At 34.1% G+C, this 23081-nt stretch carries 24 protein-coding genes and 1 pseudogene; 11 read left to right on the top strand and 14 right to left on the bottom strand.

Annotated features, from left to right (window positions below):
* Positions 1-87: 87 nt before the first annotated feature.
* Positions 88-2043, bottom strand: coding sequence for a putative porin (locus E0F76_RS04040; protein WP_132001732.1), 1956 nt, complete (start codon positions 2041-2043; stop codon positions 88-90).
* Positions 2044-2338: 295 nt separating this feature from the next.
* Here E0F76_RS04040 and E0F76_RS04035 point away from each other — a divergent pair, with 295 nt between their 5' ends.
* Positions 2339-3004 (top strand): ribonuclease HII, encoded by a 666-nt coding sequence (locus tag E0F76_RS04035; RefSeq protein ID WP_132001729.1) that lies wholly within the window; start codon positions 2339-2341, stop codon positions 3002-3004.
* A gap of 2 nt (positions 3005-3006) precedes the next feature.
* On the opposite strand, the gene lipB is transcribed toward E0F76_RS04035, so the two are convergent.
* Both lipB and E0F76_RS04025 read right to left on the bottom strand, forming a co-directional pair.
* Positions 3007-3711, bottom strand: a complete 705-nt coding sequence (gene lipB / locus E0F76_RS04030) for a lipoyl(octanoyl) transferase LipB (RefSeq protein ID WP_132001726.1) — start codon at positions 3709-3711, stop codon at positions 3007-3009.
* Positions 3712-3918: 207 nt separating this feature from the next.
* The gene (locus tag E0F76_RS04025; protein ID WP_132001723.1) at positions 3919-5076 is read right to left on the bottom strand and encodes a glutathione-independent formaldehyde dehydrogenase; all 1158 of its coding nucleotides are present in this window, start codon (positions 5074-5076) and stop codon (positions 3919-3921) included.
* Positions 5077-5341: 265 nt separating this feature from the next.
* On the opposite strand from E0F76_RS04025, the pseudogene E0F76_RS19560 reads away from it, so the two are divergent.
* Positions 5342-5517 (top strand): annotated as a pseudogene (locus E0F76_RS19560) (lysine--tRNA ligase); the annotation flags it as partial.
* A 411-nt stretch (positions 5518-5928) separates the two neighbouring features.
* Here the strand turns inward: E0F76_RS19560 and E0F76_RS19235 are convergent.
* Positions 5929-6096 (bottom strand): hypothetical protein, encoded by a 168-nt coding sequence (locus E0F76_RS19235; RefSeq protein WP_165932630.1) that lies wholly within the window; start codon positions 6094-6096, stop codon positions 5929-5931.
* A gap of 576 nt (positions 6097-6672) precedes the next feature.
* Here E0F76_RS19235 and lysS point away from each other — a divergent pair.
* The 9 genes from lysS (at position 6673) to E0F76_RS03975 (ending at position 15654) form a co-directional block, all read left to right on the top strand.
* Positions 6673-8370 carry a lysine--tRNA ligase gene (lysS, locus tag E0F76_RS04015; protein WP_132001720.1) on the top strand — a complete coding sequence of 566 codons (1698 nt, stop codon included), beginning with the start codon at positions 6673-6675 and terminating at the stop codon, positions 8368-8370.
* Positions 8371-8528: 158 nt separating this feature from the next.
* Positions 8529-8945, top strand: coding sequence for a hypothetical protein (locus E0F76_RS04010; protein WP_132001717.1), 417 nt, complete (start codon positions 8529-8531; stop codon positions 8943-8945).
* 382 nt (positions 8946-9327) lie between these two features.
* Complete coding sequence (locus E0F76_RS04005; RefSeq protein ID WP_132001714.1) at positions 9328-9726, top strand: DUF2452 domain-containing protein; 399 nt, start codon at positions 9328-9330, stop codon at positions 9724-9726.
* A gap of 14 nt (positions 9727-9740) precedes the next feature.
* Positions 9741-10379 carry a flavin reductase family protein gene (locus E0F76_RS04000; RefSeq protein ID WP_132001711.1) on the top strand — a complete coding sequence of 213 codons (639 nt, stop codon included), beginning with the start codon at positions 9741-9743 and terminating at the stop codon, positions 10377-10379.
* Between the two features lies 1 nt (position 10380).
* Positions 10381-11877: a cryptochrome/deoxyribodipyrimidine photo-lyase family protein gene (locus tag E0F76_RS03995; protein WP_132001708.1), complete on the top strand. Its 1497-nt coding sequence runs from the start codon at positions 10381-10383 to the stop codon at positions 11875-11877.
* 3 nt (positions 11878-11880) lie between these two features.
* The gene (locus tag E0F76_RS03990; RefSeq protein ID WP_132001705.1) at positions 11881-12618 is read left to right on the top strand and encodes a YqjF family protein; all 738 of its coding nucleotides are present in this window, start codon (positions 11881-11883) and stop codon (positions 12616-12618) included.
* Positions 12605-12742, top strand: coding sequence for a DUF2256 domain-containing protein (locus tag E0F76_RS03985; RefSeq protein WP_132001702.1), 138 nt, complete (start codon positions 12605-12607; stop codon positions 12740-12742). Before E0F76_RS03990 ends, E0F76_RS03985 begins: the two co-directional genes overlap by 14 nt.
* 90 nt (positions 12743-12832) lie before the next feature.
* Positions 12833-14368, top strand: coding sequence for a cryptochrome/photolyase family protein (locus E0F76_RS03980; RefSeq protein WP_165932629.1), 1536 nt, complete (start codon positions 12833-12835; stop codon positions 14366-14368).
* Positions 14365-15654, top strand: coding sequence for a DASH family cryptochrome (locus E0F76_RS03975; RefSeq protein ID WP_132001696.1), 1290 nt, complete (start codon positions 14365-14367; stop codon positions 15652-15654). Before E0F76_RS03980 ends, E0F76_RS03975 begins: the two co-directional genes overlap by 4 nt.
* 22 nt (positions 15655-15676) lie before the next feature.
* On the opposite strand, the gene moaA is transcribed toward E0F76_RS03975, so the two are convergent.
* The 10 genes from moaA to E0F76_RS03925 all read right to left on the bottom strand — a co-directional run.
* Positions 15677-16684, bottom strand: a complete 1008-nt coding sequence (moaA, locus tag E0F76_RS03970) for a GTP 3',8-cyclase MoaA (protein ID WP_132001693.1) — start codon at positions 16682-16684, stop codon at positions 15677-15679.
* On the bottom strand, positions 16674-17594 hold the full coding sequence (gene moaCB, locus E0F76_RS03965) for a bifunctional molybdenum cofactor biosynthesis protein MoaC/MoaB (RefSeq protein WP_342773059.1): 921 nt from the start codon (positions 17592-17594) through the stop codon (positions 16674-16676). The genes moaA and moaCB overlap by 11 nt, the downstream gene beginning before the upstream one ends.
* Positions 17595-17657: 63 nt before the next feature.
* Positions 17658-18131: a molybdenum cofactor biosynthesis protein MoaE gene (locus tag E0F76_RS03960; protein WP_132001687.1), complete on the bottom strand. Its 474-nt coding sequence runs from the start codon at positions 18129-18131 to the stop codon at positions 17658-17660.
* A gap of 212 nt (positions 18132-18343) precedes the next feature.
* Complete coding sequence (locus E0F76_RS03955; RefSeq protein ID WP_132001684.1) at positions 18344-19411, bottom strand: HesA/MoeB/ThiF family protein; 1068 nt, start codon at positions 19409-19411, stop codon at positions 18344-18346.
* A gap of 55 nt (positions 19412-19466) precedes the next feature.
* Positions 19467-19709, bottom strand: a complete 243-nt coding sequence (locus E0F76_RS03950; protein ID WP_132001681.1) for a MoaD/ThiS family protein — start codon at positions 19707-19709, stop codon at positions 19467-19469.
* Positions 19709-20275, bottom strand: coding sequence for a molybdenum cofactor guanylyltransferase (gene mobA / locus E0F76_RS03945; protein WP_132001678.1), 567 nt, complete (start codon positions 20273-20275; stop codon positions 19709-19711). The genes E0F76_RS03950 and mobA overlap by 1 nt, the downstream gene beginning before the upstream one ends.
* Positions 20275-21024, bottom strand: a complete 750-nt coding sequence (locus E0F76_RS03940) for a sulfite exporter TauE/SafE family protein (RefSeq protein WP_132001676.1) — start codon at positions 21022-21024, stop codon at positions 20275-20277. Before E0F76_RS03940 ends, mobA begins: the two co-directional genes overlap by 1 nt.
* Positions 21021-21350, bottom strand: a complete 330-nt coding sequence (locus E0F76_RS03935; RefSeq protein ID WP_132001673.1) for a winged helix-turn-helix domain-containing protein — start codon at positions 21348-21350, stop codon at positions 21021-21023. The genes E0F76_RS03940 and E0F76_RS03935 overlap by 4 nt, the downstream gene beginning before the upstream one ends.
* A gap of 472 nt (positions 21351-21822) precedes the next feature.
* Positions 21823-22653, bottom strand: a complete 831-nt coding sequence (locus E0F76_RS03930; protein WP_132001670.1) for a mechanosensitive ion channel family protein — start codon at positions 22651-22653, stop codon at positions 21823-21825.
* A gap of 159 nt (positions 22654-22812) precedes the next feature.
* Positions 22813-23081 (bottom strand): integrase core domain-containing protein (locus E0F76_RS03925; protein ID WP_220398895.1); only part of this gene is annotated, 269 nt, incomplete at its 5' end.

Raw genomic sequence — 23081 nt, 5'->3', positions numbered from 1 at the left:
TTAGATTGCAGATTTTTTTGACATTAATACTACATTTCCATTTATTAATTCACTAATTAATTTCATTTTAAAATTGACAAGAAATTTTTATTGGAAAAAATTCCAAATCAAACCAATCCGAATTGTAAAATCGCGATACGGATTATTGGGTGATGCATAATAATTATAACCCATTAAAGAGGAATTGAAATGTTCGGCTATAAAATAAATTCGAGTTCTTTGAATTCGAGCATTAAAGAAAAAATCCAAATTAGCAAAATTCCCAATCTCTTTTTTGTTTTGAACAAAAAACTCTCCAATTACTGGATTGTATTCATTCGAATAATAATTAGTGAAATAATTTAGCGTCACCCCTGTTTGAAAAAACAAGGCTTTATGAAACATATCTTGTGAAAAATAAAAAGTGTTTCTGGTAACAAACTCCGGAACATTGAGGATAAAATTATTCTGAACCGTTTTTTGATATAAAACAGTATTATCTAAAGCCAATTTCCAAAATTTAAATTCTTTATTTGCCTTAACCGATAAATAATTGATGGTTTTGTCATATTGTTTGGGAGCAATTATTTGTTGATTTAGTGCTATTTGATTTGCACTGGAAACATCTTCAAAATACAAATGATCATTTAAAACAGTATATTGAGCTGAAGCGTTAACCCATGGAGTTGTTGCATTAGCACTAATAGAATTAATTTTTTCGTTCTTAAAATCATTCGACCAATTGTAATTTACAAAACTACTTTGGTATAAATTATAATTATTGTTTGGCAATTTATTTATGTTTTGATATTGAAATGAAAATTGAGTTTCGTCATTCAAATCATATTGCATCTTGGCATCTAAATTCGATAACGATTGATTCGTTATTGACCTTGAATACAAAAATTTCCCAACCCATTTATTCTTTTGATAACTGTATTGACCTCCAACATTATTTATCCTTTGAGATAGATAAGCTGGAATTGTGTTATTATCTAAAATCAATACTTGATGATAATAATAATTAGAGAAGAAATCATCGACAAAAAAATTAAACTGACCTAAACTAGAATTCTCATAAGTAAGCCCAATTTTATTATAGGTTTTATTGTAATGTGTTTGATCATTTATACCACTTGTTTTGTAGGAATCGCCAAATCTGTAAACACTTGACCCACCTACAGTGGAAGCAACTGTTACTTGATTGTATTCGAAAAACTTATTTTCGTAATTAAATTGATGCGTTACATAAAGATTATTATTTCCTTTTTTAGGGTTAATCCTATAAGAATGATCTAGAAAAAAACGTTTTCCTTTCAAAAATGAAGTTGCATCTGTTAAATACACTTCTAATCTTTCTCTATTGATATAATCAGGATTACCACTTTCGAAATCATCAGTAGTAGTAATTCCTCCATTTTCTTCATTTTCGATATCAGCTGAAACAAAATGGGCATTAGCAAAATAGCGTTTGTTTTTAGTGTTATAACTTGTGGTGAATCTAAAATTTCCCGAACTAACCAATTGGTTGATGTATTTTCCAGTGGAACGCAAACCTCTATAAGCAATAGAAAAATTAAGGTCGGGTGAAACATTCAATGTAAAAAAGGAGTCCAGAGATTGCCCTTGTTTCATTGTCGATTTAAAATACAATTCAGTTACTGGTGTTGCAACAGAACTATATCGAATTTCATTGGCTTCTAAAAAATTAAAATGTTTTGCTTTAAATCCAAATTCAGGAAGCGGTTCAAAACTGGTCAAACTATATTGCAAAGTGTTATACGTTTGTCCTTCATTAGGAAAAGGCAGCAGTCCAAAATTATCTCTTCGTAAATAATTAAAACTGTATAGCTTTTTAATAGTCAAAGAAGTGTCGATATAAGTAGTATCTCGCTCTAAAGTAATTATTCGGTACAGGTCAATAGTCGCTACTTTTTCTTTCGTTTTTTTTATCGAATCTGAACTATTGTACTTACTTTCAAAACCCAACATATTTTGGATTTTTTGTTGAGAAAAAACGGTTATTGGCAATACTAAAAAAGACAAGAAAAAGAGAATTCTCATTTGAAATGATATATAATTAGTCGAATTATTATAAACTGTAATTCAAGCAAAGGTAAATTATAAAAACATATAATTAAAAAAACAATTTCAATTCCTTGGGCATTCCCTCAAGATTGCTTCGTCTTGTGGCCTCGCAACGGCGGGTCGGGCTATTCGCTGTATCTTTTGTTTCGTTATCACTTCACAAAAGGATGCCGCTGCTATCCCTAATGCAAAACCCAATCACTTCAAAAAACAAAAATCCCTACTCTAAAACAAAAAAAATTACAATATTTGTTCTCACAAACCACAAAGTATGCTGCTTTCACAATTTTCAAACTTTATTCTAGAATCTGGAACCGATGAAGCGGGTCGAGGCTGCCTCGCAGGTCCCGTAACTGCAGCTGCAGTTATTCTTCCACCTGATTTTGAAAATACATTTTTGAATGACAGCAAACAATTGTCCGAAAAAATGAGAGAAAAACTCAGACCAATTATCGAAAGCCAAGCTATTTCATTTGCAGTAACGCATTTATATCCAAAAGAAATAGACGAAATCAACATCCTAAATGCTTCGATGAAAGGAATGCAAGAATGTGTTTTGAAATTAAATCCCACTCCCGAATTTATAATTGTAGATGGCAATCGAGCAATGAATGCAAAATTAGGTTTGAAAAATTTGTGCGGAAAAATATTTACTAAAACTGAAATCGAATTATTAAAATCGATTCCGAACCAAAGTATCATCAAAGGGGATTCAAAATATTTGAGTATTGCCGCAGCTTCTGTTTTGGCAAAAACGGAGCGAGATGATTATATGAATCGCATTCACGAAGAATTCCCGATGTACAATTGGAAAAAAAACAAAGGCTACCCGACCAAAGAACATCGTGAGGCTATTCGGAAATATGGAGTTACGAAATACCACCGAATGACGTTTCGATTATTGCCGGAACAATTAATTTTAGATTTAAGAATTTAGATTTAAGATTTCTCGAAAGTCGCTTCGAAAAGATTTGCGAAATGCTTCAAAATCTTCGCTTTCACTTCGGCTTCATCCACTTTTTCTACACCGAGTTCAACATTTAATGAAGTGACTGCTTTTCCTCGAATACCGCAAGGAATAATGTTATCAAAATAACCCAAATCTACATTTACATTCAACGCAAAACCATGCATGGTAACCCAACGTGAAGCTCGCACTCCCATAGCACAAATTTTTCGGGCAAAAGGGGTACCTACTCCTAGCCAAACTCCAGTTTCGCCTTCGCTTCGACCGCATTCTATACCATACTCCTGTAAAGTAAGAATAATGGCTTCTTCCAGAAAGCGTAAATATTTATGAATATCCGTAAAGAAATTTTCCAAGTCCAAAATGGGATAACCTACAATTTGGCCAGGTCCGTGATAGGTAATATCGCCTCCACGATTTATTTTGTAGAAAGTGGCTCCTTTGGCTTCGAGTTGTTTTTCAGATAAAAGCAAATTGTCTACATCACCGCTTTTTCCCAAGGTGTATACAGGTGGGTGCTCTACAAAAAGAAAATAGTTAGGTGTTTCTAATTCGAGTTCCTCTCTCCTATTCCTAATTTTTAAATCAACGATTCCTGTAAACAAGTCTTCTTGGTATTCCCAAGTCTCTTTGTAATCTTTATTTCCTAAATCTTGAAGTTGGATCGTTTTGTTCATTTTTTTTAGAGGTACCAAAGGTTTTTAAGTGCAAAGGTACAACGGTTTGAAACATGAATCTTAAAAATTAGACCACAAATCATATTTCAAGAAGAATAAATGGATATTGATAATCCATTTTGTAGAATTATTAATATCCATTTATTCCTACATGGAATCGCTCCATAAATTGTTCAGCCTCAGGTTTCAGTTTGTAATTAGAACAATCTATAACTTTTTACCCGTAACCATCTCTGGTTTAAGGATTACTTTCGTCCATCCTTTTTCACGGGCATCAAAATGTTTGTAGGCATCAGGAGCCTGGTCTAATGAAAGTTCATGCGAGACAATTAAAGATGGTTTCGCTTTGCCAACCGAAATTAATGTAGAAAGCTGACGGTTGTACGCTTTTACATTTGCCTGCCCCGTGGCAATTCGCTGCCCTTTCATCCAGAATTGACCAAAGTCAAAATCCATGTGTCCTTTTTTCTGCAATTCTTCTTTTGATTTCGGATCTTTGGGAACAAAAACTCCAACTACTCCAATAGAACCAGTTGCTTTTACAGCTTGAACGAGTTCGTTCATCGTTATATTAGAATGCTCCGTACCATGTTTATCACAACACTGGTAGCCTACGCATTCGCAACCCTTATCAGCACCCACGCCTTTGGTAAGCTCCATTACCTGTTCCACCGCGGAACCTTTCGAAAAATCTATAGCAATGGCACCCAATTCTTCAGCAAGCTTGAGGCGGTCAGGATGACTATCCACCACCATGATTTTACTGGCTCCTTTAATGCTAGCCGAATGTGCTGCCATAAGCCCAACTGGGCCTGCACCATAAATAACAACTGAATCACCTGGCTTTACACATGCCAATTCAGTTGCGTGATATCCTGTAGGAAAAATATCCGATAGCATCACATAATCATTTTCCTTTTCAACAGCGTCTTCCGGTAATTTTAAACAATTAAAATCACCATGAGGGACGCGAAGGTATTCAGCTTGTCCGCCACCGTAGGGGCCCATTCCGGCAAAACCATAAGCAGCACCAGCGAATCCCGGATTCATTGTAAGACAAAAAGCGGTTAAGCCGCTTTCACAATTGCGACAGTGACCGCATCCAATGTTGAATGGAAGACAAACCATATCTCCAACTTTAATCTGTGTTACGGCTTTGCCTATTTCCACGACTCTACCCATATTTTCATGTCCAAAAATCCTTCCCGATTCCATATCCGTTCGACCTTGATACATATGCAGATCAGATCCACAAATATTCGTAGCGGTTATTTTAACCAAAACATCCGTCGATTGCTCAATTATGGCGTCCGGCATTTCTGTGACCCTTACATCTCGGGGGCCATAATAAACTAGTGCTTTCATAATATTGTTTTTTAAATGTTTACTTAGTTTTGAAGTTGTTCTTCCTTTTAAGTTTTGAGTATTCCGCACGCATTACAAAGGAATTTCAAAAAAAATTAAAGTTACAATTCTATTTTTAATTTATTAGTTTTCAAATAGTTAATTAAACGTTACGATTTATGATTAATCAATTTACCAAAAAAAATGGATCCTACAACTTACGAATTAGAGCCTTGCTACTTTACTTCTTATACAGTATCATTGCGCTCTTAAAATAAGTACAAAAATGGCATTATCAGAACAAGAAATTATCCGAAGAGAAAAACTTCAAACCTAACTAACTTAGAAATCAATCTTTATCCAGCTAATCTTTTTGCTTTAAATCATACTTCGAAACAGATAAAGGAAAGCTCTGAAGCAGCTAAGAAGGTACTTGTTGCTGGCCGTTTGATGAATGTTAGAAGTTGCGAAGCACGAAGCGAAGCAATCTATTTTCGTTCACTTATTTGTTGGATACAAAGGCACTAGTAATTCTCGTTTTATGCCATGAAGACACAAAGTCACAAAGTTTCTTGGTTAAAGAATTTTTTAAAATAATAATTTACTCCATCACTACCTCAAGATTTTTATTAACGGGGTTTTGTAGAAAGTCAACTATACTGAATTGCAATTCTAGTGATTTTTTATCGGAGCTAATTATCGCATTGTTGTTTGAAACACTTTTTATTTTTCGTGGAAAACAATATTTTATGACATAAGACTGTACTAACTTAAACTTAGCAAGCTGCTTTTTATACATCTCCATTTCTTCTTTCTCTGTGTTAAAAAGAGCTTCATCTGTAATAGTCACAATTCTATTAAACTGATTTCCGTTTAAAGTAAGCGTATACTATAATAAGGCTCCTCGGCAGTTAAAGCACAATTATGTCTATTCTCATCAGCGTAGTATTCCGTTTTATTCAGGTCTACAATGTCTTCTGCTTTTTTGAAATCTTGCGAAATTGTTGTTCTGTATTCCTTATCAAAAGCGCTTTTTTTCATGTGCACTTTTACATTTTTAAATAGATTGAATAGTTCTTGCACTTTTGTAGTGTACTTAATAAAATTAGCATTGTATTATTAATGTATTGATCAAATACATAAGTAGTATCCTGAAATATGGTTTCTTTAAAATACGCTTCTTTGGCAATTTGCGTGTCGCTATTTTCGTTTCTATGGCTGTCGTACTAGATAGTTCCCGAATTATCTGGCTTGATATGTAAAGTATCAGTCACCTCACAACTTGGTAGGAATGATAATCCAAATAATAAAAGAACGGCTTTCTTCATGTTTTAGTTTTATTTTCGAAAGTTGAAAAGTACTAGATATTTGACTTTGAGGCATTCTTGTTAACAAAATATTCTTACAAAAAAAACAAGTCGTAGAATAGCCCCGATTGAAAGCGATATCCCGCGCTATTTTTGGCGTGGATAAAGCGGAAAGCGGGACAGCTCGTTATTGAATTCCGACTCTTTGTGCTCCAGAAAATCCACTTTAGAATATTCCTATTTTAGCAGTTCTTCACTTTGCAACTTAACACATAAAGACTATCTTTGCGCTCTTAAAATAAGCACAAAAATGGCATTATCAGAACAAGAAAACATCCGAAGAGAAAAACTTCAATCCTTACGCAACTTAGGAATCAATCCTTATCCAGCGAACCTTTTTCCTGTAAATCATACTTCGAAGCAGATAAAATCGCAATTTGAAGAAGGTAAGAAGGTAATTGTGGCAGGACGTTTAATGAGCGTGAGAGATCAAGGAAAAGCTTGTTTTGCTGAACTACAAGATAGCGAAGGACGCATACAATTGTATGTAAACCGCGATGTATTGTGTGAGGGCGATGATAAAACATTATACAATCAGGTATTTAAAAAACTAACTGATTTAGGCGATTTTATTGGTATTGAAGGGGAATTGTTTACTACTAAAGTAGGTGCACAGTGTATCCGTGTGGATGGTTTTACTTTCTTGAGCAAAACTTTGCGTCCGTTGCCATTACCAAAAGTAGATGAAGACGGAAAAGTACACGATGCCTTTAACGATGCTGAATTGCGTTATAGAATGCGTTATGTGGATTTGACGGTAAACCAAAATGTGAAAGAAACATTCATCAAGAGAACAAAATTGTTCAATGCAATGCGTAGTTTTTTTAACGATGCAGGTTATCTTGAAGTAGAAACTCCGGTTTTACAATCAATTCCTGGTGGAGCTGCGGCGCGTCCGTTTATCACTCATCATAATTCACTTGATATGCCATTGTACATGCGTATTGCAAATGAATTGTATTTGAAAAGATTAATTGTTGGTGGATTTGATGGGGTGTATGAGTTTTCGAAAAACTTCCGTAACGAAGGAATGGATCGTACGCACAACCCTGAATTTACCGCAATGGAAATATATGTAGCCTACAAAGACTACAACTGGATGATGGATTTTACCGAAAACTTACTAGAACATTGCGCGATTGGTGTAAATGGAACGAGTGAGACAACTTTTGGTGAGCACCAAATCAGTTTCAAGGCGCCTTATGCACGTGTTACGATGACAGATTCTATCAAACATTTTACAGGTTTTGATATTTCTGGTAAAACGGAAACAGAACTTTTTGAAGCTGCTCGCGGAATGGGAATTGATGTGAACAACACGATGGGTAAAGGAAAATTGATTGATGAGATTTTTGGTGCAAAATGCGAAGGAAATTATATTCAGCCAACCTTTATCACCGATTATCCAAAAGAAATGTCGCCACTTTGTAAAGAGCATCGTGATAATCCTGAATTGACAGAGCGTTTCGAATTGATGGTTTGCGGTAAAGAAGTAGCCAATGCCTATTCGGAATTGAACGACCCAATTGACCAAAGAGCCCGTTTTGAAGACCAAATGCGTTTGGCTGAAAAAGGTGATGATGAAGCCAACGGAACAATTGATGAAGATTTCTTGAGAGCATTGGAATATGGAATGCCGCCAACTTCTGGTTTAGGAATTGGAATGGATCGTTTGATGATGTTCTTGACCAATAATGCTTCGATTCAGGAAGTATTGTTCTTCCCGCAAATGCGTCCGGAGAAAAAACAGGTTCAACTAGAAGAAGATGAAAAATTAATTGTTGCTATTTTGCAATCTAACGGCAATCAATTGGAATTTGGTTCACTAAAAATCAAATCGGAATTGAGCGGTAAAAAATGGGACAAAGCAATGAAAAACCTTTCTGCTCTTGGAATGACCGAAGTAGTTGTTGAAGGTGACGTAAAAGCTTGCCGATTGAAAGAGTAAAATAATTATAAATGAAAAGGGGACTTCATAAAGGAGTTCCCTTTTTTATATTAAAAAAATACTGTTTAAAATACATTCAAATGCCGCTATCCTTAATTGTAATATTTTGTGTTATTTTTTCAATAGCAATTAGCTATCAAATTTATTTTGAAAAAATAATGGCTAAAAAAATTCCTGCGAAAAGAAAACAAAAAATATTTGAATTATTAAATAAAGAATTCGAGGGGCTAAAAGAAAATACACTTGGTTTTTTAGAATATAACTTAAATAATAAGAACATTCTATTTGAATACACAACTACTAGAATAAAAAATAGTTTTTCAAATGATTTAAATATATATCTTGATATTACAAATATTGAAAATGACATTAAAAAACTATGTAAAATTCATTTCTATTGTTCTACTATTGACAATAGAGATTGGGTAAAAATGCCAGTAGAAGTACTCTACGAATCATTGAATAATTTAGCTAAATATTCACCCAAAATAGTTGATAAAATAATTTCAGAAACCGAATTTTATATTTCTGAAAAAAGAGCAGAAAGAGATAAGAATTTAAAACAAATTAATTGATAAAATAATTAATTAGGTTAACCTAAAAATAAAACCAAATTAGCAGTAAAAAATGGGACAAGGCAATGAAAAATCTTTCTGCTCTCGGAATGACCGATGTAGTTGTTGAAGGTGACGTAAAAGCTTGCCGATTAAAAGAATAACATTCTACATCAAAACATAATTTACAAAAGGAACTCAATCGAGTTCCTTTTTTTATACCCCACCAACAAAATAATCCCACCCCCTTTCCATTTCATAAAAGGAATTTAAAATTGAACACCCGTTTTTAGTTCTAATTGACGAAAAAGAATTACTTTTGTTTAACTAAATAATGTTTTGATTAAACAAAACATATTCGATTGGAATAAATCAAAAAATACGATTAACTCATTCAAAGAAAATGAAGAACGGAAAACCTGACAATGTTGTTTTTTCTATAGAAAACGGATACAACGCCAATATTTTGCCTTATGCGACGAATGTTGGCGCACCAGTTATTAAAACTGACGATGTTGTTTCTTGGAAAAACAGAGGTATTAGCAATGTAAACAAAGAGTTTGCAAACAAGTTCAATGAACTGAAAATGCAATATCAAAAACTGATGGAAGAATACGAGTGGAACGAATTAGTTTATAATGCGAAATTTTCATTTGAACCCGTTGTTGGAGAAATCTATCACCTCTACATCGCAGAAGACAGCACTTACTTTTTGTCGTTGATTTCGCCTCAAGAATGGAACAAAGAGCACATCGGAACTTTCCAATTGAATAGTGACAAAAAATGGGTTCTCATAAACTAAAACACAAAACAATAATGAAAAAATATTTTTCTTTTGAGGCAATAATGAATATGAAAAAACAAGAACGTGTTCATTTCATTAATAGTTTGGGTGGATTCAAAAGCGTTTCCTTGTTGGGAACTATCAATAATCAAGGGCAAACAAACTTGGCTATTTTCAGTTCTGTATTTCATATTGGAGCTAATCCATCCTTGATCGCTTTGATATTTCGACCAAGTCCTCCCGAGCGAAACACGCTTCGAAATATTTTAGACACAGGATTTTACACCATAAACCACATCAACGAAAATATATACAAACAAGCACACCAAACTTCGGCTCGATACGATTCGGATATTTCTGAATTTGATGCAACTGGATTGCAACCGGAATTCAAGAATGATTTCAAAGCGCCTTTTGTTGCAGAAAGTAATGTCCAATTTGGAGTTGAATTCAAAGAACAAATTGAAATTACCATCAACAACACCATTATGATTATTGGCGAAATCAAAGAGGTTTATGTTCCTGAAAATTGCCTTTGTGTAGATGGTTTTCTAGATCTTGAAAAAGCGAATACACTAACCTGCTCTGGATTGGACAGTTATCATAAAACGGTAAAAATAGACCGATTGAGTTATGCCAAACCCAACAAAGAAATCACTTCAATAACATAAATTGAATAAAACAACCGTCAATATTGTTTGGTTTAAACGCGATTTGCGGTTCTTTGATAACGAAGCATTATTTAACGCACATCACTCAGGTTTGCCTTTATTGTTGGTGTATGTTTTTGAACCATCAGTTATGAATTACGATGATGCAGATGTGCGTCATTGGCGATTTATTTACGAATCGATTCAAGATTTGCAAAGGAAATTGAATGCATCAAAAAGCAAAATCTATTTTTTTTATAACGAGGTTGAAACTGTATTTTCAGAAATAATTAAAAATTTTGAGGTGAAAACCATTTTTTCGCATCAAGAAATTGGTAACAAAATCACATTTGATAGAGACATTGCTATGCAAGAACTTTTTCAAGAAAATAATATCGTTTGGAAGGAATTTCAAATGCACGGAGTAATCAGGAAACTTAAATCCAGGCAACATTGGGACAAACGTTGGGAAGAAGTGATGCGAGCAAGTCCCAAAATCTTGAAAGAATCCGATTTAAAAACCATTCATTTAGAATCCGATTTTTACGAAAGTTTAAAAGGGGAAATTTTACCAATTGAAATCACAACACCAAACAAAAATTTCCAACAAGGTGGCGAGACTTTGGCTTGGCGGTATTTAGACAGTTTTGTCAAAGAGCGTTATGTCAATTATAGCAAACACATTTCAAAACCCGCTTTGAGCAGGAAAGGCTGTAGCCGATTGTCGCCCTATTTAGCTTACGGAAACATCAGTATGCGAATGGTGTATCAATATACGAATCAGTTTTACGAAGCGTCCAAAAACAAACGAGCCATTCTCAATTTTGTGTCGCGTTTGCATTGGCATTGCCACTTTATGCAAAAATTTGAAGACGAATGCGAAATGGAATTCGAAAACGCTAACCGAGCTTATGACACTTTGATCAAACCAAAAAACGAAACCTACATAAAAGCTTGGCAAGAAGGCAAAACGGGCGTTCCCATTGTCGATGCTTGTATGCGATGTTTGGTCGCAACGGGTTACATCAATTTCAGAATGCGAGCGATGGTAGTTTCTTTTTTCACGTTTAATTTATGGCAAGATTGGCGCGAATTGCATTTCTTGGCCAGACAATTTCTGGATTATGAACCCGGAATTCATTATCCGCAAATTCAGATGCAATCAGGTACAACTGGAATTAATACCATCCGAATTTATAATCCCATAAAAAACTCCGAAGAACACGATTCCGAAGGTATTTTTATCAAACAATGGTTGCCAGAATTAGCTGAAATCCCTGTTCATTTATTGCACGAACCTTGGAAAATGAACGAAATGGAACAGCAATTTTATAATTGTAAAATTGGCGAAGATTATCCCGAACCAATCGTAAATATTGAAGAAACCCGAAAATACGCCAGCGATATTGTGTGGAGTTTCCGCAAAAAAAATGAAGTAAAACAGGAAGGCAAACGAATTTTACAAAAGCACGTGACTAACCCAAATTCAAGAAGAACTAAATCACCAAAAAAAACCTAAAAAATGGCACTATTTTTAAAAGCAAATTGGGAAAATATAATAATGGCCAATTATGAAATTGATCCAAAAATTCTAAGTCCGTTTTTACCAAAAGGGGTAGAATTGGATTTGTTTAACGAAAAATGCTACATCAGTTTAGTGGGTTTTATGTTCAAAAAAACCAAATTATTCACTATTCCAATTCCTTTTTTTGGAAATTTTGAAGAAATCAATTTACGGTTTTATGTGAAACGAAAAGAAGAAAACGGTAGTACAAAACGAGGTGTTGTTTTTATAAACGAAACTATTCCGTATCCAATTGTGGCTTGGACAGCCAATAAATTATACAATGAAAATTATACAGTTGTACCAACCAAGCACAAGATAATTGAAGAAAAATTAGTTAAAAAAGTAAAATTTGAATGGTTGTTAAACAAAAAATGGAATTCCATTGCCGTAACAACAGCTACTACATCCGAAAAGATGAAGCCAAATTCATTAGAAAGTTTTATCTACGAACACTATTATGGTTACACAAAAACTAGCGAAAATGAAACCGAAGAATACAAATTACAACATCCAAGTTGGAAGGTAAGTGAAGTTTTGGATTATAAAATTGAATGTGATTTTGAGGCAATGTACGGGAAATCATTTTCGGTTTTAAACCAAACAAAACCCGAAGCCGTTTTTATAGCCGATGGTTCCTCAGTGGGAATTGAATGGAAACGAAATCAATTAGATTTAAACAATGAAAGGCGTTAAAAAACAAAACCTACCCAATAAAATTTGCGTTGTTTGCAACAAACCTTTCGCTTGGCGCAAAAAATGGGAGAAAGTTTGGGATGAAGTGAAATATTGTAGCGATAAATGTAGAAGTAGAAAATAAAAAATTAAACCATTAAGTTCATTAATAAAATTAAGATTTACAGTGTTCTTAACTTTCTTAATTTTCTTAATGGTTCGAAAAACTAAGCAAATGAAAAAAACTATAAGATTAATTCTCGGGGATCAATTAAATATAAATCATTCTTGGTATCAAACCGTTGAGTATTCGGTCACTTATGTTATGATGGAAATCCGTTCTGAAACTGATTATGCAACACATCATATCCAAAAAATTGCTGGATTCTTTGCGGCGATGCAAGAGTTTGCCAATGAATTAAGAAAGCAAAAACATCAGGTGATTTATTTTCAATTAAACGATGAAAACAACTTACAATCGTTCGATAAAAATTTTCAATTTTTAATTAAAAAAGAAAAATTCACCCATTTCGATTACCAATTACCCGATGAATACCGATTGGACGAATTGTTGAAAAACTTCTGCAATTCGCTTTCCATTACAACTTCGGTAACGGATTCAGAACATTTTATGAGTTCCAGAAGCGAATTAGGCGATTTTTTTGAAGGCAAAAAAATTTTTCTGATGGAAAGTTTCTATCATATGATGCGAAAAAAGCACAACGTTTTGATGCAAGGCGACAAACCTTTGACCGGAAAATGGAATTATGACGGCGAAAACCGTAAAAAATTACCCAAAGACCACAAACCAACACCGCCATTGGTTTTCAATAATGATGTTTCGGAAATTGTTGCTGAAATCAATAAAGCCAACATTAAAACCATTGGAAACGTAGATGCTAAAAATTTTGTTTGGCCAGTAAACAGAACGCAATCCTTGGAATTATTAGAGTTTTTCGCTACTGAATGTTTGGCGCTTTTTGGAAGTTATCAAGACGCAATGACGCCCAACGAATGGTCTTTGTATCACGCTCGGCTTTCGTTTTCTATGAATTGTAAATTAATTTCCCCTTTAGAAGTCATCAATAGAGCTATTCAAGAACGGGAAAATCGCCCTGACGAAATAGAATACAATCAGTTGGAAGGTTTTGTTCGACAAATCATTGGTTGGAGAGAATATATGCGTGGTATTTATTGGAACAAAATGCCCGATTATGCTAGGATGAATTATTTCAAGCACGAAAATAAATTACCCGATTGGTTTTGGACGGGGAAAACCAAAATGAATTGCCTGAAAGACGCCATCAATCAATCCTTGAATTATGGGTATGCGCATCACATTCAACGCTTGATGATTACAGGCAATTTTGCGCTTTTGTCAGGAATTCACCCTGATGAAGTCGACGCTTGGTATCTCGGAATTTATATTGATGCGATTGAATGGGTCGAAATTACCAACACTCGCGGAATGAGCCAGTTTGCCGATGGCGGAATAGTAGGCACGAAACCGTATGTAAGTTCCGCTTCATATATTGACAAAATGAGTCATTATTGTGGTTCGTGTTATTATAAAAAAGCCCTAAAAACAGGCGATAAGGCCTGTCCTTTCAATAGTTTGTATTGGAACTTTTACGACAAAAACGAAGATAAATTAGGCAAGAATCCGCGTATTGGTATGATGTACAATGTTTGGCGAAAAATGCAACCCGAAGCCAAAGCCGAACTCTTGCAACAAGCCGATTATTATTTGAAAAATATCAATGATTTATGAAAACTTCAATAGTTTGGTTTAAAACCGATTTGCGATTAACGGATAATGAAACACTTATCAAAGCTATTTCGCAAAGTGAACAAATGATTCCGGTTTATTGTTTTGACGATTCCCATTTTGAAACCACACCATACGGATTCAAAAAGACGGGTCCTTTTAGAGCGCAGTTTTTGTTGGAATCACTTAAAGATTTAGATAAAAACTTAAGAGCTTTAGGTTCTGGTTTATTAATCGTCAAAGGGAAACCAGAAATTGAAATTCCGAAAATTGTTAAAAAATACAAAGCACAAAAAGTTTTTGCCAAACGAGAAGTAGCTTACGAAGAAAAACGAACTGAGAAATTAGTGCAAGACGAATTATTCAAATTGCGATGCGAATTAGAAACCTTTAGCACCAGCACCTTGTATCACGCCGAGGATTTACCGTTTTCTATCAAAGACATTCCCGATGTATTTACTAATTTCAGAAAGAAAACCGAACAGGATGCCATAATTAGAAATCCATTTGAAAAGCCTAAGCAAATTAATTCGCCAGAAATACCCGTTTTAGAACTTCCTACATTAAAAGAATTAGGCTTAAAAAAAATGAAAATCGATTCTCGTGCTGCTATTCAATTCAAAGGTGGTGAAACCGAAGCTTTAAAACGTTTGAATCATTATTTTTATGAAACGAAATGTTTGTCCAATTATAAAGAAACCCGAAACGGAATGGTTGGTGCAGATTATTCATCCAAATTTTCGGCTTGGTTGGCAATGGGTTGTATTTCCCCACGATTTATATATGCTGAAATCAAAAAATATGAAAACCAATTTGGAGCCAATGATTCCACTTATTGGTTACTATTCGAATTATTGTGGAGAGATTTTTTCCGATTTATGTTCAAAAAACACCAAACCAAATTTTTCTTGTATTCTGGAATAAAAACCGAGAAAATCAATTCAAAATCCTTAAACGAAAAGTTCCTTTCCCAATGGATTAAGGGTGCAACACCATCGGATTTTATTAATGCCAATATGCTCGAATTGAAACTCACTGGTTTCATGAGCAATCGAGGCAGACAAAATGTAGCCAGTTATTTTTGCAATGAACTCAATATGGATTGGCGATTGGGCGCAGCCTATTTTGAAGGACAATTAATCGACTATGATGTTTGTAGCAATTGGGGAAATTGGGCTTATTTAGCTGGCGTTGGCAACGATCCTCGTGGGCATCGTTATTTTAATATCGAAAAACAAGCCAATGATTATGACAAAAAAAAGGTTTTTAGAAATTTGTGGTTGAAATAATGAAGGAGAAAAACATCTAAAATCATCCCCCAATCTTAATCATACTTCGATTCTGGGAAAATAATTCGGGATTTTGAAATTTGGCATCATCATCCATTCCGCCTCGCATAGCATGTTTTGCTTTTATATTTTGAAAAATGAGTGGTTCTATTGATTCACCAGCTCTTAATGTATCTAGTAATGAAGTTTCGGAATTCGAAAATAGGCAATTTTTGAGTTTTCCATCAGCTGTCAATCGAATGCGATTGCAAGTACTACAAAAAGGATTCGTAACCGAACTAATGACCGAGAAGTTTCCTTTATACGATTCAATTTTATGGTTTTTAGCCGTATCATTCGGTTTATCCTGTATGCGTTTTACATTGGCCACAGCATAATAATTTTCTACTTGATCCAGAATTTCGGCATAAGAAACTAGTTTTTCTTTATTCCATTGATTGCCGTCAAAAGGCATAAACTCAATAAAACGAATCATTATATTGCTGTCTTTGGTCAATTCTATAAAATCGATAATTTCATTATCATTAAATCCCTTAATTACCACGACATTTAATCGTACCTGAAAACCATTGGCATCAAGCAAAGCAATATTTTCTATTACTTTGTCAAAATAATTTCTACGTGTAATTTGGTTGAATTTATCTTTTTTTAAGCTGTCGATGCTAACATTTAAAGTTGTAATTCCAGCTTCTTTAAATGTCTCCATAAAGTCGTCAACCAATATTCCATTGGTAGTCAAAGTAAGTTTAACTCCTAATTTTCCTAATCGTTGAATAATTTGTTTGGCATCTTTTCGTACCAAAGGTTCTCCTCCAGTCAAGCGAATTTTAGTCACACCGAGATTGACAAAAGTTTGGGCAATGGTCACAATTTCATCTGCAGTCATCAAATGAGGTCTTGGCGTAAGGGCAATACCTTCGGCCGGCATACAATACGTACATCTCAAATTACAATGTTCTGTAATTGAAATCCGCAAATAATTGTGTGCTCGTCCGTGAGTATCCTGCATATAAATTGCTTTATTTTCCATGGTTGAAACCATTTAATATTTTGAATAAATGTAATATTGATGGAAAAACAGCATCCATCGATTCACTAGCACCAGCAGTTGAACCAGGCAATGCCATGATCAAAGTAGATCCTTTGAAACCAACCACACTTCTGGACAACATCGCATAAGGAGTTCTGTCTTGACCATAAGAACGAATCGCTTCTTCTATTCCGGGAATACGACGATCCAATAATGGAACCACAGCTTCAGGCGTAATATCACGATTGGACAATCCCGTTCCGCCAGTAATGATTATTAAATCCTTTTTGTTGTCGCATAGTTTGTGTATCGTTTCTTGGATATCTGTAACCTCATCTGGAATTACGGTATAACTCGAAACACTTAACCCCTGATTTCTTATTTTTTCAGTAATTACTTTTCCTGCTCGGTCTTCTTTTTTTCCAGAAGCAACAGAATCAGAACAAACCATTACAGCCACCGATAAATCCATTTTTTCTTTGACACCAAAATCCGATTTCCCTCCTTTTTTGTGGAGTAATTTAATGGTCGAAATTTCCACTTGTTTGTCGATAGGTTTTAGCATATCATACATTGTCAAGGCTACAATTGATGCGCCGTGCATGGCTTCTACCTCTACTCCTGTTCTGTAAATGGCCTTTACAGTTACTTCAATTCGAATGGAATCTTCGAGCAATTCAAACTGAATTCCTGTGAACTCAATTGGCATAGGATGACAATCCGGAATGGAATTCGAAGTATTTTTTACCGCAAACAAACCAGCTGTTCGAGATACTTCAAGAACATTTCCTTTAGGAACAGTATTGTTTACAATCGCTTGCATGGTCGCTGGGGAACCTACTTTTACAATTGCTTGAGCCGTTGCCGTGCGTTGGGTTATTATTTTATGTGTGATGTCTACCATTGAGATTTTAGATTGAGGATTTTAGATTTACGATTTTAGAATTCAAGATTGCCAATGTTTTAAGACAAATTATAGAACTCCACCTTCGTGATTTGGTGGACTATTAACTTTCCAAGTATAACTCTCATCCTCAAAAATTTCTTTTCCAAAAATGGATACTTTTTCTTTTATTTCTTCGACTAAATATTCTAATGCTTTATAAACCACTTTCCGTCTTGGCGCCGATACAAAAACGAACAAACAAATTTCGCCTGTTTTTACCCATCCTAAACTGTGATAAATATGCAAACAACTCAATTCATATTTAGCAAAAGCTGCTTCTCGAATTTCATAAAATGATTGTTCCGCCATTTCTTCATAAGCCGAATATTCAATTGCTACAACTTTTTTACCTTCAACAATATCGGCACGCACTTGTCCCAAAAAGATATTGTGTGCGCCAATACTAGTTTTACTTTGGTGTTTGGCAATCGAATTTCCAATGAATTCCGATGTTATTTGCCCTTTTATAAATGAGCTTTTTTTTGATTTATCTTTCAACATAATTTTTATTATTATTCGCCACAGATGACACTGATTTAACGGATTTTCATCAATTCTTTTTAATCGATTTATTAAATATTCTTTTTAAATAAACCTTTGCTTATCTGTTTAATCCGTAATATCCGTAGCCTATTATTTGTTTTTTTTCATTGCCATTGAAATTGCCATTGATATCGAAATTGTCATTACCAGTGAAATTGATACTGCCATTGTTATTGAAACTGATTTTTCAAAGATTCGATTCCTTTTCCTAAATGAAAAACGCCTACAAATCCTGAATTTTTCAAATAGTTCAATGCTGTTTGGCTGCGTTGTCCCGTTTGACAAAACAACACAATTTCTTGATTTTTATCTAATTTCTCACTATATTCTTCTAATGTACTCAATGGAATCTTAATTACATTTGCCCCATTGAATTCTGGACTTTCTTCCAATTCCCTAACATCAATAAAAATTACTCCTAACTGTTTCAGTTTTTCTAAAAAAGCTTCCGCACTTAAGTGTTCATTTGTTTTTTTTCGGTTTAAAAGCTGCAAGCCTTTAATCATTCCTTTTTCAATTGCTTTTGGATTTTTTACAAAATCGATAATTTGCGTTTGAAAATGAAGTCCATCATACAGCAATAATTTCCCAGACAACACTGTTCCTATTTCTAGAATTATTTTCAACACTTCGGTGGCTTGAAATGTTCCAATTGTATTGGGCAAAACACCTAACACGCCTGATGCTTCACAACTAGGAATTGCATTTAAACCTTCCTGCTCTGGAAACAAACACCGATAACTTGGACCATTTTTATAATTAAAAACCGAAACTTGCCCCTCAAATTTATGAATCGAGGCATACACTACCGGAATTCTTTTGGCAAGAGCCACATCATTTATTAAATAACGAACTGCAATGGCATCAGTACAATCGACTATAATTTGGTAATCGGAAACAACTTCAAAAGCATTATCTGAATTGAAAAAATGAGCAAACACTTGCACCTTAATAGTTGGATTTTTTTCTAAAATAGCCGCAGCCGCAGTTTGTGCTTTACCTTTTCCACAATCTTGGATTCCATATAAAAGTTGTCGGTGCAAATTGGATTCCTCAACCACATCTCCGTCTACAATTCCAATAGTTCCCACACCAGCAGCTGCCAAATTCTGCAAAACTGGACAGCCCAAACCTCCAGCTCCAATTACCAAAACTCGGGAATTTTGTAATTTTAGCTGACCTAATTCCCCTATTTCCGGAAGGATTATTTGTCTGGAATATCGTTTGTTATTTGTCATTTTTTCTGTTTCAAAAATTCTGCATTCTGAAATCTAAAATCTGCAATTTAAATTTTCATCCTCCCGCGAATGGCGGCAATAAAGCAATCACATCTTGATCTTTTATTATATAATCTAAACTACTCATGGATTGATTTACAGCAATTGAATAATTTGCATTTTTAAGTTCTTCATATGTAGTTTCCATCTTAGTCCTCAAAAAAGAAATCGAGACTTTATTATCTTCAATATAGAATTGTTCCTCTTTTTTTTGACAGACATCAACCAACAAACCAAAATATTTTAAGGTTATTGTCATTATTTTAGTATTTTTTGATACTCTACGTTCGTATTAATATTTTTCACTTGAGCGCTCCATATTAAAGGAACTTGCAGCGTTTGATGATTAATATCATCAATCAACCCACGCAATTTTAATTGGTTACTAGCCAAATGTTCGCCTAAGGGAATTCGCAAAGCTCTATCATAAACCGCAACTAACGGACTTGCCTTATCAAGAACTTGAACTTGTGTCATTAGATAGGATTCATCATGATTTTTCAACAACCACTCTAATAATTCGGTTGTAACCAATGGCACATCGACACTCAAAACGAGATTTATTTTCGTTTTGGATTGTTTCAAAGCGGTATACAAACCTCCTATAGGTCCTTTATCAGCAATTAAATCCTCAATGCGATTGTATCCCATTTTATCATAGGCTGCATTGGAAGAAACTACCAAAATATTATCTCCAACAATAGGTTTTAAAGCATCATAAATATGACTAATAAAAGGTTTCCCTTTTAGGACTAACAAACCTTTGTCGGTCCCCATACGCTCGCTTTTTCCACCAGCCAAAATAATTCCTGTAATTGTACTCATTATGCAGTTGTATATAATTTTATAATAGCTATTCCAAGTACAGCAGAAAGGATATAGCGCAATTTCTTAGAATTGTATTTTGTGCTTCCATAATAGGCTCCCAATAATCCCCCAATAAAAACTACTCCTATCAAAACTGACGAAGAGGATGGTATAACTCCCCCTTTTGAAATAAATCCAAATAGTCCTGATATTGAGTTGACAAAAATAAATAAAGCTGAAACAGCGGCGGTTTGTTTCATTGTTGCCCAACCAAACAAGAGTAGAATTGGACTCAATACGATTCCTCCACCAATACCTATCAATCCTGATAAAAATCCAATTACAGCTCCAAAAAACAAAGCCAATGGTAAGTTAATCTCTTTGACGGTGCTTTTTTCCTTTCCAAAAATCCCCAACAAACGAACAACAGCAAAAATCAATACTGTCGCTAAAATAATTTTATAATAAAAAGCATCTATCTTTAAAAAACCTCCTAAAAACGAAAAGGGGATTGATGTCAATGCAAAGGGATAAAACAAATTCCATTTGAAATTTTTCTCCCTATAATAAAAATAAAATGAAACTGCCGAAACTAAAATATTCAGTACCAAAGCGGTTGGTTTCATAAAAGTCATAGGAAAAGAAAAAGCACTCATCAAAGCCAGATAACCGCTCGCTCCTCCGTGACCCACACTAGCATACAAGAAAGCAACTATTGGCAATAACAGCAATAATAATGGTGAATCTAATAAATCAATAATGGTCATAAATTGTGTTTTTTTAGTTCCTCATCCAAAAATTTCCAGCAAGAAGTATTGATAGCTTCAAAAGATTCGACTAGTGATTTCCCATAAGGAGTGAGAACTGTTCCTCCCCCATTATTTCCACCAATTTGGGTTTCTATGAGTGGTAATTTTGATGCTTTGTTAGAAGCATCAACCAACTTCCAGGCTTTTTGGTACGAAATATGCATCGCTTTAGCGGCTTTATTAAGTGAACCTGTAGCTTCAATTTGTTTCAATAATTGAATACGGCCTTCACTTATTATAATTCCCTCTTCTGACTCAATCCAGATTTTGCTTTTAATTTTCAATTAAGAATATTTTCGTTATACTTTTGCAAAGATAACGAAAGTGTTTTTTATGGAAAAGAAAATAAGTGATTTTCAGCAATTTTTTGCAAATGCATAATTCAACATCAAAGTCAATGCAAAATCTTCAAAAAATAACATCAAAAAAAATAATTTATTAAATTTATAAGATAAATTTTATATTTTTGATATTGAATAAAGTCTGCTGTTTGTCAGACCAATCTACCAAAATTGGGTGTAATAAGTCTTCTTTGTCATTACTATATGCAAGTTGGCAATAATTTTAAAAAAAACAATAAGAAAATGAGTACTACACCGGCTAAGTACGAACTTTTATTTTATAAGCAAGAATTCTTTCAACTGGGAAGTCTCAAGCAAAAAATAATAAAAAGTGTTTTTCAAATAAAAGTCCAGCAATTTGCTGGACTTTAAGTAGGCACGAACTATTATTTTTTAAGCCTAAATTCTGTTTCCTTTATTTGTTTCCTTGAACGTGAACATCCATTTGCGGAAAAGGAATATTTAAATTGTAGTCAGGGAATTTGGTATATACTTTTTCGTTCATTGCAAAAAACACATCCCAATAATCAGGAGTATTTACCCAAACTCTAACTTTAAAATTAACTGAGCTATCAGCAAGTGCTTCAAGTCCAATAAAGGATTTAGGATCTTCTAAAATGCGATTATCATCAGCAATAAAATCATTAATAGCTTTTTTAAAAACGTGCATATCATCTCCATATGCTATGCCGAATGTCCAATCTACTCTACGCAATTCTTCTGCTGAATAATTAATCAGAGCACCTGAGGATAATGGCCCATTGGGAATAATTACTAATTTTTTATCTGGAGTATTAAGCATGGTAGCAAAAATACTTATCTCTTTAACGGTTCCTGTAAATCCTTGAGCTTCAATAAAGTCACCGAGTTTAAATGGTTTCAAAATTAAAATGATTACTCCACCTGCAAAATTTTGAAGGGTACCCGATAATGCCAAACCTACAGCTAAACCTGCAGCACCAATAATAGCGACAAAGGAGGTCATTTCTATTCCTATCATTCCCATGACGGTGATGGCAACCAAAGCTTTTAATCCAAAATTGGTTAAACCTTTTAAAAAAGGAACTAGTGATTGGTCTATATTTGATTTTTCCAGAGATTTCCCGACACCTTTAGTAACCAATTTAGCAATCCATAAACCAATTATTAGAACGAGAATTCCTCCAATTAATTTTGGAGCGTATTCGATACCAAAATTGATTATTTTTTCAAAATAATTATTAACAACTAAAACTTCTTCTTTCATTGTAATCAAATTTGTTTTCTACTCTTTAGGCTTTTCGATTTCGCCCCGTTTATTTCAGTGGTTACTGGACTCCACATTTAAATCTATTTTGCTGGTTGTAGCTTAACTTCTTTTGGAATTAAATCAAGTTGGATATGCAAATAAAAACCGCACTATTAGTTAAGCAACATTTTTAAAAATATTTTGCTGTTTCCAGAATTCTTCGATTGTTTTATATTCTAAAGCGGAATGCCTTCTTTTTCTGTTGTACCAGATTTCAATAAATTCAAATAAATCGAGTCCCATTTGCTCTTTAGATATAAGCTTATTGCCATAAATCTGTTCCGTTTTCAAAGTCTTAAAAAAGCTCTCAGCCACTGCATTGTCCCAACAATTTCCTTTACGGCTCATGCTTCTTGTGATCAGTTTATAGGATTCTAGTACATTAG

Origin of the sequence: Flavobacterium cellulosilyticum (genome assembly GCF_004349355.1) — a bacterium.
GTDB classification, from domain to species: domain Bacteria; phylum Bacteroidota; class Bacteroidia; order Flavobacteriales; family Flavobacteriaceae; genus Flavobacterium; species Flavobacterium cellulosilyticum.
Note: the sequence above shows the minus strand (reverse complement) of the source record. Positions and strands in the feature narration are given on the sequence as shown.